The organism is Psychrobacter sp. TWR1-1-1, assembly GCF_049895865.1.
Classification (GTDB): Bacteria; Pseudomonadota; Gammaproteobacteria; order Pseudomonadales; family Moraxellaceae; genus Psychrobacter; species Psychrobacter immobilis_A.
In genome coordinates, this window is sequence record NZ_JAFCTE010000003.1 from 279,455 (window position 1) to 293,114 (window position 13,660).

Below are 13,660 nucleotides of genomic sequence, written 5' to 3' on the forward strand. Positions count from 1 at the left end.
GGAAATTCAATTTAATGAGAAGCACTGCGCCAAGAAACAATAAGCTCAAACCGTCAAGTAACCTTATCATGAATGGTAGCGTCCGCGTCCGCGTGATTCGCACTTTACTGGCTATTCAAAATGGTCAGTCGCTAGCGAGCGTCCTTGATCCGCTATTAAACAGTTTGCATGACGGTGATAAAGGTTTTGCTCATGCGTTATTGTTAACGACGTTGCGCCAATGGTATGCCCTTGAACGCCTACTCGATAGTCTGGCTGATAACTCGATTGATGAAAAAGAAGTACGTACGACGATCCAAGTGGGTTTAACGCAGTTACTTTATTTACAAGTGGCTGATCATGCGGCGATTCATGAAACGGTTGAAGCAGCAAAAGAAATCGAATTTGCGCATGCGACCGGTTTAATCAATGCCATCTTGCGTAAAGTCGCTAAGAACCCAAGTAAGTTCCGTAAGAAATGTGATAAAAAACACAGCTTACCGAATTGGCTTGCCTATCAGCTTAAGCAAGATTGGAGTGAGCAGTATGACGATTTGATGCAGGGTTTACGTCAACCTGCACCGATGTTTTTACGCGTGAATACAGCGGTTACCTCGGTAGAGGATTATCAGCAAGCCTTGGTGGAATTTGAAGTTGAAGCAGATTTGGTTGAGCTAACGAGTGGTTTTAATTTAGCCAGCTCATCGGATGCAGCCGCATCTAATAGCATATTAACCAAAGGGTTAAGATTACATCAAAGTACCGCAGTCAATGCCTTACCGCAATTCGCTGAAGGAGCTGCTAGTGTACAAGATATGCATGCTCAGCTTGCCGCGCCGCTTATTCATAACGCTTTAATTAATAAGCTGAGTGTTAAAAGCGATGATGCAGACGGCGATATAGACACCAATAACAACGAGATCCGCATTTTAGATGCTTGTGCAGCGCCGGGTGGTAAGCTTGCTCATTGGTTAGAATTAATCGGCTCAAATGAGTCTTCGTTGTTTCACGTGAAACAAGACGATGCTGAAACGTCGCCTGTGATTTCGAAAGTTAAGATTACTGCGATAGATAATGAGGCGCCACGTATCGAGCGTATTCATACTAATTTACAGCGCTTAAACCTAAGTCAGCACGACTTGCAGCAAGCTGAGAAAAATATCGAACTCAATATTGTCTGTGCTGATGCAACGACATGGCAAGGCGCTGGTAAGAAAAAGAGCAAACTCGTATTTGACGCTATATTATTAGACTCACCTTGTACGGCGACTGGCGTGATTCGTCGCCATCCTGACATCAGTATTTTGCGTACTGAAGAAGACGTTGAGCAAACGGCATTGCTGCAAGCCGATATCTTGCATAATCTATGGCCACAACTTAAAGTTGGTGGTTATCTGTTATACGTTACTTGTTCTATCTTAAAGCAAGAGAACGTCGAGCAAATGCAGGATTTCATGACTTACTATAATAATGTAGAAGCAATTGAATTTAGCGACGACTGCAGTTGGGGTATCGAACAAGCGATTGGTCGCCAGTGCTTACCAATTGATAGCGAGAGCGGCGATGGCTTTTATTATGCCTTGCTGCAAAAAACTGCTGAATAAACTGCTGAATAAACTGTTTTAATTAATCATCTCATTGTAGACAGGACAATCTAATGAAATATATCAGTACCCGTGGTCAGACAGCGCCGATGGATTTTAGTGATGTGTTATTAATGGGTCTTGCACCAGACGGTGGATTGATGCTGCCTGAGCACTATCCGAATATTGATAGTGCGACGCTTACCGAATGGCGTGCGCTGAGCTATCCACAGCTGGCAATGGCGATTATGCAGCGTTTTGCTACTGATATTCCGGTGGCTGATCTGCAAGATATTATTGAGCGCACTTACACCGCTGAGGTATTTGGTTCTGCTGAGATTGTTCCTGTCCGCAAACTTGACAATAATTTATACATTTTAGGCTTGTCGAACGGTCCGACGTTAGCGTTTAAAGATGTTGCCATGCAGTTTTTGGGTAATGCTTTCGAATATGTACTGAAGAAGAAAGACGCGCGCATCACCATTATTGGTGCGACCAGTGGTGATACAGGCAGTGCAGCAGAATATGCCCTGCGTGGTAAAGAAAACATCGAAGTCTTTATGCTGTCACCGCACGGCAAAATGAGCGAATTCCAGCGCGCGCAGATGTATAGCCTGACCGATGATAATATCCATAATATCGCCATCGAAGGCATGTTTGATGATTGCCAAGATATCGTTAAAGCGCTACAACAGGATGCTAAGTTTAAAGCGGCTTATAACTTAGGGACAGTCAATTCTATCAATTGGGGTCGTATCCTAGCGCAAATCGTTTATTATTTTAAAGCCTATTTTGCCGTGACTTCAAGTAATGACGAAAAAGTTAGTTTTAGCGTGCCATCAGGCAACTTTGGTAATATTTGTGCCGGTCATATAGCACGAGAGATTGGTCTGCCGATTGAGCGTTTAATCGTCGCAACCAATGAAAACGATGTCCTCAACGACTTCTTTAATCAAGGTGCTTATCAGCCGCGTCCGACTGATAAAACTTATATCACTTCAAGTCCATCGATGGATATCTCTAAAGCCTCTAACTTTGAGCGTTTTGTTTATTTACTATTAGATAAAGACAGCGCGCGTGTTCATGAGTTATTTGAAGGGGTGAAATCTGGTCAAGGTTTTGATTTGCCTGACCTAATGGAGGCGGTCAACACTCGCTACGGTTTTGCTGCGGGCAAATCGACCCATAATGACCGCTTACAAACCATTAAAGCGCTGTATGAGCAGCATGGAGAGCTGGTTGATCCGCACACTGCTGATGGCATCAAGGTTGCCAAAGAGTTACAGCGCGAGGGAGAAATGATTGTCTGTGCTGAGACCGCGCTGCCAGTGAAATTTGCAGATACTATCGTTGAAGCGATAGGTCAAATAGAAATCGCACGCCCAGCCCATACCGAAGGCTTAGAAGCGTTACCGCAGCATGTGGTGGTGCTTGATAATGATGCCGAATTAGTCGCTGAGCAAATTCGTCAGCATGTGATACCAAATCCAGCATAAATCAGAGTTGATTTTAATGCTTATTTTCATGAGGAACTCTATAAATTTCAATAACGAACTATAGAAATAATATTCATATAGAAGTTACGCTATTGTAATAAAGTGTTTATGATTGTGTTATGGTAGATATAATTGTAATATTAGAAACAGCGTCGGCGACTCATCATTTTGCTAGACGCTTTTTTAGTAATCATACCAGCCAATTACACTGAACAGCTGCCCTATAAGCGTCATGATAATCGTACGGTTAAGTCCTTTTACGACCCTCATTGCTAGTCACTATTTTAATGACAGTCAAAGATTAAGGTTAAGTAATAGATCTAAATGGTACTAATTGTGGCGACAACAGCGGTACATATTGTGGATATAACAATGAAGATGAGCTTAAAAAAGACAGCAAAAGCACTGGCAAAAGGATTATTAGTTACGACATTTAGTAGTGCCATGTTGATGACCACAGCCCACGCTAACAATCCACCACCAGCCATCAAAGCGGATGCGCCCAATCGCTATATCGTCAAAAAAGGCGATACGTTGTGGGACATATCAGGACGTTATTTAGACAGTCCGTGGCGCTGGAAAGAGATCTGGGCAACCAATAAGCAAATCAAAAACCCCAATCTTATTTATCCTAACGACATCCTTATCTTATGCGTGATTCAAGGTAAGACCTTAATTGGTGTTGATACTGGCGAAGGTTGTGCTGGGGTTGAAAAACAATTAACGGGTAACGTGGTATCTAGCACAGTCTCAGTCACTTCAACAGCCAACAGTATTCCAGCACTTCCGTGGTCTGCTATTCAACACTGGTTAGATAAGACAGTCATCGTTAATCCACAAGATTTTAATACCACCCCTTATATATTGGCCTCTAAAAAAGGCAATTTAATTACCGCTAGTGGCGATAAAGTGTATGCCAAAGGTGTGCCACTGATCGTCGGTCAGCGTTATGGTATCTACCGTGAAGGAGAGCTATATGTTGAGCCAAAAACCCAAGAAGTTATCGGTTTAGAGGTCACGCAAGTTGCGACGGGTTTGGTTACTTCGACAGAAACCAACGGCGTCAGCAGTTTGCAGCTCACCGACAGTTACGACAAAGAAGTGCGTGAAGGTGATCGCGTATTCGTTGAGTTGAATAACTCTATTCCACCTGTGTTTTATCCAGCCCCTGCAATTGTCAGTCGTGGTGGCATGATTGTCCGAGTCATGGACTCAATCAGCTCAGCGGCGAAGGGTAGTGTCGTTGCTATCAACTTAGGTAGTACCCATGGTGCTAAGCCTGGTGATGTATTGACTGTCTATCAAAAAGGGGCCTTGATCCGCGATACCAAAGACAATGACACGCCAGTACGCTTACCAAATGAGCCAAGCGGTATGGTCATGGTATTCAATACTTTCGATAATATTAGCTATGCTTATGTGCTTGATTCAGAGCTACCATTAAACGTCGGCGATCAGCTGTTGCCACCGCCATATCTATAAATGAGTACACTATAAGTGAGAACATGCTTATTTTTGGACGGGATATACTAACTTAGCCTATACGAGCTAGATGATTATGATGGCAGTTACTTCTTCTTTATCAGATGAGCAGCGCGCAGTACTGGCGCTGTGGACTGAGGTGAATGCATCATTATCTGCTTATCATAAGCTCATTACTTCTTTTGGCACAGCAGAGCTTGCTTGGTACGCCAAAGTAGATGCTTGGCGGCAATTGGGTATTCATCATAGCCATCTTGCCCGTCATGAACAGCCAGAGCATACGCAAGCCAGTATCGATAAAATTCAGCAAGCGCTCATCGAAGGGCGCTACGGTCTGCTATTTGCTGACCAGCCTGATTATCCCGCACAGCTCTCGCAAATCTATGACCCACCGCCTTTATTATTTTACCGAGGCAATAAATCGCGTTTGCGTCAAGCGCAAATTGCGATCGTCGGTAGCCGAAAACCCACTGCCCATGCCCAAAAAATCACCTTTGATATCGCACAATATTTGGCGCAAGCGGGTTATATCATCACCAGCGGTCTTGCCATGGGTGTTGATAAGCGAGCACATCTAGGCGCTTTAGCACAGGCAGACGCTGAATATCAAGGTCGAACGATTGGGGTAATGGGTACGGGTATTGAGGTCAATTATCCCAATCATCATGATAAATTGTTTGCCCAAATAATTGAGCAAGGCGGCTGTATTATTAGTGAGCTATTGCCGCATACAATGCCACATAAGCATACGTTTCCACGGCGTAATCGTTTGGTCGCTGGATTGAGCTTAGCAACGATTGTGACAGAGGCAACCATTCAGAGTGGTTCGTTGATTACCGCGCGTTTAACCTCGGAACAGGGTAAGCAAGTTTTTGCGATTCCAAGTCATATTGATAATAGCAATGCTGAAGGCTGTCATCATTTGATACGTGAAGGCGCGACCTTAATTTATCATCCACAGCAAGTGCTAGAAGACGTCAATGCTCAGTTGGGTTATGAAAGTTATTCTCATAAATCAGAAGATACTGTGGATATTGGTATAGATATTACCGAATCTAATGGCTCTCAAACGAATCATAGCAAAGCTACTAAACATACAAATAAAGATAAAAACATCGCTGTAATGTCTAACCATCCAATACCCTCTAATATCAAATCTGCTCCCAGCGCTATCGTCGTACCAGAGCATTTGACGCTTGTGTACGACCAGCTTGATTGGCACGGGCAGGATTTAGATGCGCTGATTATCGCTACCAAACTTACCACACCGCAGCTGATTGGACAGTTAATGGAGCTTGAATTGTTAGGCATCATTAGTGTGCAAGGCGGACGGTATTTGCGCGTCTAAAATCGTACTTTCTATCGCTTTAGGCTTTTCACTTATCTACTGCCAAGTGATTGACGACAGTACAATCTAGGGCGTGTCATCAATTAGATTGTGAGGCTTAAAATGAGAAAAATTGTAGATAAACAAGGAAGCAATTGCCGTTAATATGAACATATTGACAAAATTGCTGACGATGTTTAGCAAAATTTAGCCACTTTAAGACCACTAAACGTACTAATGTGCTAATTGATGACACGACCTAGGTAGCTGCTAATAAGGTCGCTTTAAACTTCGCTGCCCTAATTTTTCTTAGTCTTATGTTATGATGAGTGCTTAAATTTCTACCTTTTTGAAGCCTTCAAGCCATGGAAAAATCCACATCTTTTATTACTGATTCTGTCACTCAAGCTGCCAAATGGCTTAAAGAAGGACAGCTACTTGCTTATCCCACCGAAAGTGTTTGGGGTATCGGTTGTGACGCTTATGACGAAGCAGCCGTTCAACGTATTTTATCCATTAAACAGCGTCCACAAGCCAAAGGCATGATCGTCATTACTGACAGCGCTGAGCGTTTAAAGCCGTTACTAGAGCCTTTAGAAGAAGGTCTGCGCCAACAAATCATCAAGAGTTGGCAGGCAGATACTGACAGTATAGAGCTACAAGGTAAGCAAGCCCATACATGGCTACTGCCTATCCCTCAGACACTTGAAAAGATTATCCCTCGTTGGATCACAGGGCAGCATCAAACAGTGGCGGTTAGAGTTATTGCGCATCCTATGATTCGTCAATTGTGCCAACAACTGGTCGACGTTCAAAACCCATTTGGACTATTGGTTTCCACAAGCTGTAATCCATCAGGGCAACCGCCTGCTATGACTTTCACTGATGCTTATGGATATTTTGGCGAGCAAATCAGCTACTTGCAGGCTGACACTCTAGGCTATACTTTACCGAGCCAAATTCGTGACGCAACCACGGGTTTAGTGATTCGTTAGCGCATGACAGTCAAACAAGTGATGAGTGTCATCTATTGATTTCACTATTGACAGAAATAAAAGAATAGCGCAAGATAAGTCAATAAATAACCAAAACTTATAAAGTAGAGTATATATTAATCATGAAACTAAATCCTGTGACCGAAAAATTTATCTTACATTGGGGTGAAATGGGCTCGCAGTGGGGCGTCAATCGCACCATGTCACAGATTCATGCGTTGTTATTCATCATTGGTAAGCCATTAAATGCTGAAGAAATCACCGAAACACTTGGTGTTGCTCGCTCTAACGTCTCAAATAGTATTAAAGAGTTGCAGCATTGGGGCTTAGTACAAAAGGTCTCGATATTGGGTGATCGTCGCGATCACTTCACGACCAATACTGACGTTTGGGAGCTGGCACGCATCATCGTGGTTGAACGACAAAAGCGTGAGCTTGAGCCAACTGTGCAGTTCTTACAAGAATTGATGGACAGTCCTGAATTTGAACATGAAAATAATGAGGTAAAGTCACGTATTCGTGATACCCAAGAATTCGTCAGTACCCTAACCACATGGTCATCTGAGATGCTTAAACTGCCCACAAGCATCCTCAAAAAAGTCCTAAAACTGGGCGCTAGTATTAAAAAAGTCTTACGTTAATAGTTAGCGGTGTAATTTAAAATAAAAAATTTGCAATATAATTTCTGTTTTGACAGAAATATATGTAATAAATATAAAAGCCAGTTGAGTTTAAGTGAGATAAGTTTCTATAAAATAGCAGCAACCAAAAACAGTAATAACAAATGGATGTGTAAAATGACAGTCAATCAAACACACGCTAATAAAGAACAAGCTATTAAAAAGGCTGTTGCTGCAGTCGAGTGGCAAGACTTGCGCCGGTTAACGCGCGGTCAAATTGCTTATAATCTCATTTTGCCTTATCCTTTTTTATTGTTGTCATGGTGGTTTGCCAGCCACTCTTGGTATGTCTTAGCATGCGGGGCTTCTTATTTATTCTTTGCTGCCGCATTTCGCCAAGCACACGATGGCTATCATCATAGTTTGGGTACAGGTAAACGCACGACCACCGCTATATTATTATTGCTCAGCGTACTATTAATGACCAGTTTGCACAGCATTCGAGCCACCCACATGGAACATCACCGCAATCCATTGGGCGATAGTGATATTGAGGGCAGTCTAGCAAAGGTCTCATGGTGGCAAGCGCTGATCGGCGGGATAACTTATCGACTCGATATTTATCGTCAAGGACTGCGTCTAAGCAGCCGTCGCAATCAAAAATTGGCTTGGCTAGAATTTGGCTTGATTGCTTTAGTCGTCTTGGTTGCTTTCGTACTGACCGTATTTCCTTTAACTGTTCCTGCTCTGACCAAGTTAGCGCAAGTATTGATGTATCACCTACTGACCATGATGTTGGCCAATGCCAGTGTTGGCATCATTGCGGTGTGGGGTGTGCATCATGATTGTGATGAGACAATCGCTCGCACCGAGCGCAATCCTTTGGTCAACTTGCTGACCTTTAATTTGCTTTATCACGTAGAGCATCATCTCTTTCCTGCCATACCATCCAATCATTTACCTGAGCTTGCCAAGCGTTTAGATGCAGCAGCGCCACATCTGACCAAAGAACATGTATTGCCAAGTATGGTAAACGTCATAGATTTTATTAATCATCGTTGGAACCAATTAAAGAATAAATCTCAAAATAGTAATGATAGTGACTGTCCTATTCGTAAGCATTTTGCTTAATTAGTAGGCTAAATAAAATCAAGATACTTATCCACCAATTATCCACAGGAATTTCATTGGCTTTGGCAACACCATATTTATACTGAATTAACGACGAATGTTAATGGGATAAATAGAATGAAAACGAATAATGAGTTAGGTGTGTATCCTTATCTACAAGTGATTATTTTGTTTGCAGGGTTTGGTAGCTTAGTTGGTGGAGTGATTGCAGAGCTGGGTTTATTGTTTGTTTTTAGGGATGCGGATTTTGCCCAAATTGGTTACCAGCCATTACTCTATGTTGGTCTGCTTGGTTTTATTCCTGCTTTATTAACGGGTGTTATCGTCGCTTATAAGCAGATATGGCGCGGTGATCATAAGAGTCTACGCACGACATTTTTAGTGGGGTTTATAACGTCAGCAGGTTATATGGGTGCAATCATCCTATATTTAGGCATCAACTCATGGATAGAGGTTGGCGTGCTACTGGCCTTTATGATTGGTATAGGATTGTTTGGCGCAATCAATTCAGCGATTGCCAGCCGCATTGCTTTACCAAAAGTATGTAAAAGTCATTTTGATGTTAGTACTAAAAAAGTAGACGATGGCTATGACGGATTAAGTTTTACTAAACGATAAGCGAAAAATATAGGGAGTAGGACATGAATATTTTAATCAGTGGTGGCTCAGGCTTTTTAGGCAGTGCTTTTAGTGGCGAGCTGATCAAACGCTATCGTACGCAGGATAAGGACTTACACATTACATGGCTAACACGCGATAGCAGCCAAACGCATCCTGACGCGATCAGCATGATGACCTACGATGAGCTAGCGAGTTCGGATAAAAGCTTTGATATTATCTTAAACCTAGCAGGCGCAGGCATTGCTGACTCGCGCTGGAGCGATGCGCGCAAAGAGCAGTTGCTCGCCAGCCGTATCAAGCCTACCGAATCCTTATTGGCATTTATTAAGCGCACCAGTATTAAGCCCAAGCTAATGGTCAGCGGCTCTGCGATTGGCTGGTATGGCGCACAAGGCGATAAACCTCTTACCGAAAGCAGTGGTTTTGAAACTGATTTTGCCCATCAATTATGTCATGAATGGGAGCAGTTAGCGCTCAAAGCCACTAAACATGGCGTGCCTGTGGCTATCGTGCGCACTGGGGTGGTTATCCATCCTGATGGCGGGATGCTTGGTAAGTTATTAACCCCATTTAAAATGGGCGTTGGTGGACAGTTAGGTGATGGCAAACAAATCATGAGCTGGATCAGTCGTGAAGACTGGGTTGGGGCGGTGATATTCATCATTGAAAAGCATCTTGCTAATTATGCGGACACTCAGACTACCGATGATCACTCGTTAGAAACTATCAATGATACGCCAGTGCTGGTGTATAACCTCACTGCGCCTAATCCAGTGACCAATCATACTTTTACCAAAACGCTTGGAGCATGGCTACACCGTCCAACATTTTTTACCTTGCCAAATTTCTTACTTAAGCTAATTTTTGGTGAAATGTCGACGCTACTAATTGATGGTCAAAAAGTAGTGCCGCAAGCATTACAGGACGCAGGTTATGATTTCAAACAGCCAACACTGAAGCAAGCTTTAGAAGAGCAGAGTTCGTAAATCATTAAGCGACTGTTTCATGTGAAACATCATTATTATTTACATGATGCTTTGTTTCATGTGAAACCTAAATAGAGGTGTATATGAGTGATATTGAGATTAGCGCTACAGCCACAGCATCCAGCTATCCTAAAGCTAAGGTAATAGGAACTTATGGATTGTTGGGAGGTGCGATAGGTGGTCTGATTGTCTGCTTATATATGATTGTGATGCTTGTAATTGACGGTAATATTTTTAGGCAAGAGTTAACAGATATTTTCAAAATGCTATTAGCTTCTATTGTAGGCGGATTCTTTTTTGGTTTGCTCCCTACGTTAGTAGCTGGATTAACTATATGTAAGTTGAAGATAGTCTTTGACTCCATACTAAAAATAGTACCGTTATTCTTCATTGGATTCTTTAGTACTTTTATATTTTCAGTTTGGATTATAGCAACAGATGTTTTTTTAGAGAAAATAATATTTGGATTGGTTCTTAGCTTGATAGGTGGAGCCAGCGCTGTGATTACAGGTCTTATCGCATTACCTAAACACAAATAAAATTTAACTTTAAATTTCATTATTGACAGAAATAAAGTAAATTAAAACAGCCGATTAAATTAAGTGGTCGCGCCGGCAAGACAGCTACTGCTTATCACTAAGCAAGGAGAACATCATGCGTCATCCTTCGTTAGCCAATATTGAATGGCAAGATTTGCGTCAGCTCAAGCCCACTGAGACCGTTTACAATATCTTTTTATCGTTACCATTTTTATTATTGTCATGGTGGAGCGCGTGGCAAGGGTGGTGGTTGCTTGCACTTGTGGCGACATTTTTCTTTTTTACTGCCGCACTGAGACAAGCGCATGATTGCTATCACCGCACTTTAGGGGTGAGTAAAGTCGCCACAGAGCTCATGCTGTTTCTTCTCAGTATCACGATGCTCTGTAGCACGCATGCTATTCGGCATACTCATCTTAACCATCATAGAGATCCACTGGGTGACAGCGATGTCGAGGGTAATTGGGCTCGTCTGCCTTGGTATCAGGCGATATTAGGCGGTGGGCTATTTTCGATTATGATTCAATGGTTTGGCTTGACGCATGGTAGCCGCCGCAATCGTATGCTCGTTGGCTTTGATCTGTTGCTCATTTGCGCAGTGATTGCCACCGCTTTTATCACGATGCATCCAGTTTTGATGTATCACGTATTGGTAATGATATTGGCCAATACGATGGTTGGGTTTTTTGCCGTATGGAGCGTCCATCATGGTTGTGATGACGTGGTATATGCCCGCAGTGAGCGCCATCCATTGATTAATTTACTGACTTTTAACTTGCTCTATCACATCGAGCATCATTTGTTTCCAGCGGTGCCGACCAATCATTTACCGGTACTGGCCAAGCGCTTAGATGCTACCGCTCCGCAGTGGACGCAGCAGCCAGTCATTCCTCTTTTAGCCCCAGCCAATCAGTATCAAGAATCTAGGGTGACTGAAAAATCCAATGCCCATTCGCGTCACTTTGATATTTAGCTATAGTCGGTTCAATATAATTTGGATACAAGGAATGTGAGCGAAAGTACTACAAATAGTAGACTAAGCGAGCCTGACACCGTATCTGATTTATATAGGATTGAATATATCACTCATAAAGGAGTCGTAAGATGATTATCCAAAATCATATCAACAGTTATAGAGAGCAAGCGCATTTATCCATCACCATGTATTACGACGATGCTTGCGTCATATGTAGCACCGAGGCGCACAATATGAAAATGCGGCAGCCGGAGAAGATACGCTTAGTTCCTGTGGACGAGGGGGTTAATGAGTTGGCAGTCGTAGGATTCAGCCGCAAGGATGCGATGACTTATATGTGTGTGCAAGACAACTACGGCAATTGGTACACGCATATGGATGCTGTGCGATTGCTCTACAGAACGGGTGGCGTTAAATGGTCACCGTTGTTGTTTTTGCCAGTAGTCAAACAACTTGGCGACTTCGCTTATCCGTATGTTGCGCGCAATCGTTATAGAATTCCGAACTGGGTGACCAAACTGGTCTATGGCAAAGCAGTGATACAAGCCTGTAAAAATGGCGTTTGCCAAATAGCACCAAATAAACGTTAAAGTACGTTTATTGGCAACCATTTAGTTTTGTGGCAACAGCACTCTAGACGTAAAACATATGAAGCTTTCGTGGAAAAAAGACACGATATTCAGAACATCAAATTTTTAACGTAAGATAGCGCTATCTTTATTTAACTAGATTTACTTATGTGGCTTTTTATCGGCTTTACCCAACTGCTCTCTATGATGACCTGCATATTGCTTTGGTGGTTTATCCAACCAAAACGTCAGAGTATGAAGCTGTTTTTAGTATTAAGTGTTTTGATAGTGAACAACGGCTTTCTCATTTATGGTTTGAGCGAGTTTTGGTACGAACGCTTTTATGTCTATTTGGTCGTTAGTGTTTTGCAAGGTTTTATGCTTTATGCCGCTTTACTAACGGCTGTACTTGCAGGGGTTTATGCTCTAATTCTTAAACAAAAGCCACGACCAAGAGCCATTCGTGCGTTTGCAATGGTGGTTTATGTCGGTATTGTTGGCTTAGCTATATTTAATGCCTACTCGCCCGAAGTACATCGATTGACGGTCACTACAGCTAAGCCTCTCGATAAGACAATGAAGATAGCACTCGTTTCTGATACACATTTGGGTAGATGGTTTGGCAATCGGCAGATAAAGAAAATGGTGCGCCTTATCGATGCGCAACATCCTGACGTGGTGGTTATCGCTGGTGACATTATGAATGATAATACGATTGCTTACGATAATACGAATATGCATGAGCAGCTATTAAAGCTAAAGGCACCGCTTGGCGTCTATGCGACTTTAGGCAATCACGATTATTTCGGTTATGACCAACAGATCACACAGGCGGTGGAAGAGGCTGGCATCAAAGCGCTTGATAATGAGAGTGTGCTATTAGATGATTCAGTATGGCTGGTGGGGCGCTCAGATGATATTGATCGTACCAGACTGTCAGCCGAGGAATTATTGACGCAAGTAGACACAGACAAACCGGTGATATTTTTGGAGCATCGTCCTAGCGCGATGGATGAGGTCAGCGCCCTGCCAGTCGATTTGCATCTGTCTGGGCATACCCATGGCGGGCAGATATTTCCACTAACGCTATTGATGGATTGGTTGACACCACTAAACTATGGCAGCAAAAAAATAGCCGATACGCAGTTTTTGGTGACCTCTGGTTATGGTATCGGTCCAGTACCGTTTAGACTGGGTACGCGTTCTGAGATTTGGATAATTACGTTGCAGTCTGGTGTATGAGCTATTTAAATAAACAGTGTTACCCCTATGATAAAGCCTCTACCATATCTAAATGGTAGAGGCTTTTATTTGCTGTTAGGCTGGCTAATAGCGACTTTGCTCGTATTGTCAGCT

13 protein-coding genes are annotated in these 13,660 nt (G+C 42.8%); all 13 read left to right on the forward strand.

Features of this window, described 5'->3' with window-relative positions; all coding sequences use genetic code 11:
- Positions 1–14 precede the first annotated feature (14 nt).
- Entirely contained in the window at positions 15–1,583 is a 1,569-nt protein-coding gene (locus ACP69U_RS04970; protein WP_426137985.1) for a transcription antitermination factor NusB, read from the forward strand.
- A 53-nt stretch (positions 1,584–1,636) separates the two neighbouring features.
- A complete protein-coding gene (gene thrC, locus ACP69U_RS04975) occupies positions 1,637–3,058 on the forward strand; it encodes a threonine synthase (protein WP_426137986.1) in 1,422 nt (473 codons plus the stop codon).
- A gap of 372 nt (positions 3,059–3,430) precedes the next feature.
- Positions 3,431–4,540: a LysM peptidoglycan-binding domain-containing protein gene (locus tag ACP69U_RS04980; RefSeq protein ID WP_426137987.1), complete on the forward strand. Its 1,110-nt coding sequence runs from the start codon at positions 3,431–3,433 to the stop codon at positions 4,538–4,540.
- A gap of 76 nt (positions 4,541–4,616) precedes the next feature.
- Positions 4,617–5,888: a DNA-processing protein DprA gene (gene dprA, locus ACP69U_RS04985; RefSeq protein WP_426137988.1), complete on the forward strand. Its 1,272-nt coding sequence runs from the start codon at positions 4,617–4,619 to the stop codon at positions 5,886–5,888.
- A gap of 344 nt (positions 5,889–6,232) precedes the next feature.
- Positions 6,233–6,862, forward strand: a complete 630-nt coding sequence (locus ACP69U_RS04990; RefSeq protein WP_426137989.1) for an L-threonylcarbamoyladenylate synthase — start codon at positions 6,233–6,235, stop codon at positions 6,860–6,862.
- A 122-nt stretch (positions 6,863–6,984) separates the two neighbouring features.
- Positions 6,985–7,503 (forward strand): GbsR/MarR family transcriptional regulator, encoded by a 519-nt coding sequence (locus ACP69U_RS04995; RefSeq protein WP_045447558.1) that lies wholly within the window; start codon positions 6,985–6,987, stop codon positions 7,501–7,503.
- 156 nt (positions 7,504–7,659) lie between these two features.
- On the forward strand, positions 7,660–8,613 hold the full coding sequence (locus ACP69U_RS05000) for a fatty acid desaturase family protein (RefSeq protein WP_426137990.1): 954 nt from the start codon (positions 7,660–7,662) through the stop codon (positions 8,611–8,613).
- A 117-nt stretch (positions 8,614–8,730) separates the two neighbouring features.
- Positions 8,731–9,231 carry a hypothetical protein gene (locus ACP69U_RS05005; protein ID WP_426137991.1) on the forward strand — a complete coding sequence of 167 codons (501 nt, stop codon included), beginning with the start codon at positions 8,731–8,733 and terminating at the stop codon, positions 9,229–9,231.
- A gap of 23 nt (positions 9,232–9,254) precedes the next feature.
- Positions 9,255–10,220, forward strand: coding sequence for a TIGR01777 family oxidoreductase (locus ACP69U_RS05010; RefSeq protein WP_426137992.1), 966 nt, complete (start codon positions 9,255–9,257; stop codon positions 10,218–10,220).
- Between the two features lie 83 nt (positions 10,221–10,303).
- Positions 10,304–10,759 (forward strand): hypothetical protein, encoded by a 456-nt coding sequence (locus tag ACP69U_RS05015; RefSeq protein ID WP_109592250.1) that lies wholly within the window; start codon positions 10,304–10,306, stop codon positions 10,757–10,759.
- Positions 10,760–10,874: 115 nt separating this feature from the next.
- Entirely contained in the window at positions 10,875–11,732 is an 858-nt protein-coding gene (locus ACP69U_RS05020; RefSeq protein ID WP_426137993.1) for a fatty acid desaturase family protein, read from the forward strand.
- Positions 11,733–11,863: 131 nt separating this feature from the next.
- Positions 11,864–12,325 carry a thiol-disulfide oxidoreductase DCC family protein gene (locus ACP69U_RS05025; protein WP_198330218.1) on the forward strand — a complete coding sequence of 154 codons (462 nt, stop codon included), beginning with the start codon at positions 11,864–11,866 and terminating at the stop codon, positions 12,323–12,325.
- A gap of 147 nt (positions 12,326–12,472) precedes the next feature.
- Positions 12,473–13,546 carry a metallophosphoesterase gene (locus ACP69U_RS05030; RefSeq protein WP_198330219.1) on the forward strand — a complete coding sequence of 358 codons (1,074 nt, stop codon included), beginning with the start codon at positions 12,473–12,475 and terminating at the stop codon, positions 13,544–13,546.
- The last annotated feature ends 114 nt before the right edge of the window (positions 13,547–13,660 follow it).

Excerpts from the sequence above, each read along its gene's own strand:
- ACP69U_RS05010 (WP_426137992.1), top strand. The coding sequence starts at position 9,255 with ATGAATATTTTAATCAGTGGTGGCTCAGGCTTTTTAGGCAGTGCTTTT.
- ACP69U_RS04990 (WP_426137989.1), top strand. The coding sequence starts at position 6,233 with ATGGAAAAATCCACATCTTTTATTACTGATTCTGTCACTCAAGCTGCC.
- ACP69U_RS05005 (WP_426137991.1), top strand. The coding sequence starts at position 8,731 with ATGAAAACGAATAATGAGTTAGGTGTGTATCCTTATCTACAAGTGATT.
- dprA (WP_426137988.1), top strand. The coding sequence starts at position 4,617 with ATGATGGCAGTTACTTCTTCTTTATCAGATGAGCAGCGCGCAGTACTG.
- ACP69U_RS05030 (WP_198330219.1), top strand. The coding sequence starts at position 12,473 with ATGTGGCTTTTTATCGGCTTTACCCAACTGCTCTCTATGATGACCTGC.
- ACP69U_RS05020 (WP_426137993.1), top strand. The coding sequence starts at position 10,875 with ATGCGTCATCCTTCGTTAGCCAATATTGAATGGCAAGATTTGCGTCAG.
- ACP69U_RS04980 (WP_426137987.1), top strand. The coding sequence starts at position 3,431 with ATGAAGATGAGCTTAAAAAAGACAGCAAAAGCACTGGCAAAAGGATTA.
- thrC (WP_426137986.1), top strand. The coding sequence starts at position 1,637 with ATGAAATATATCAGTACCCGTGGTCAGACAGCGCCGATGGATTTTAGT.
- ACP69U_RS04970 (WP_426137985.1), top strand. The coding sequence starts at position 15 with ATGAGAAGCACTGCGCCAAGAAACAATAAGCTCAAACCGTCAAGTAAC.
- ACP69U_RS04995 (WP_045447558.1), top strand. The coding sequence starts at position 6,985 with ATGAAACTAAATCCTGTGACCGAAAAATTTATCTTACATTGGGGTGAA.
- ACP69U_RS05025 (WP_198330218.1), top strand. The coding sequence starts at position 11,864 with ATGATTATCCAAAATCATATCAACAGTTATAGAGAGCAAGCGCATTTA.
- ACP69U_RS05000 (WP_426137990.1), top strand. The coding sequence starts at position 7,660 with ATGACAGTCAATCAAACACACGCTAATAAAGAACAAGCTATTAAAAAG.
- ACP69U_RS05015 (WP_109592250.1), top strand. The coding sequence starts at position 10,304 with ATGAGTGATATTGAGATTAGCGCTACAGCCACAGCATCCAGCTATCCT.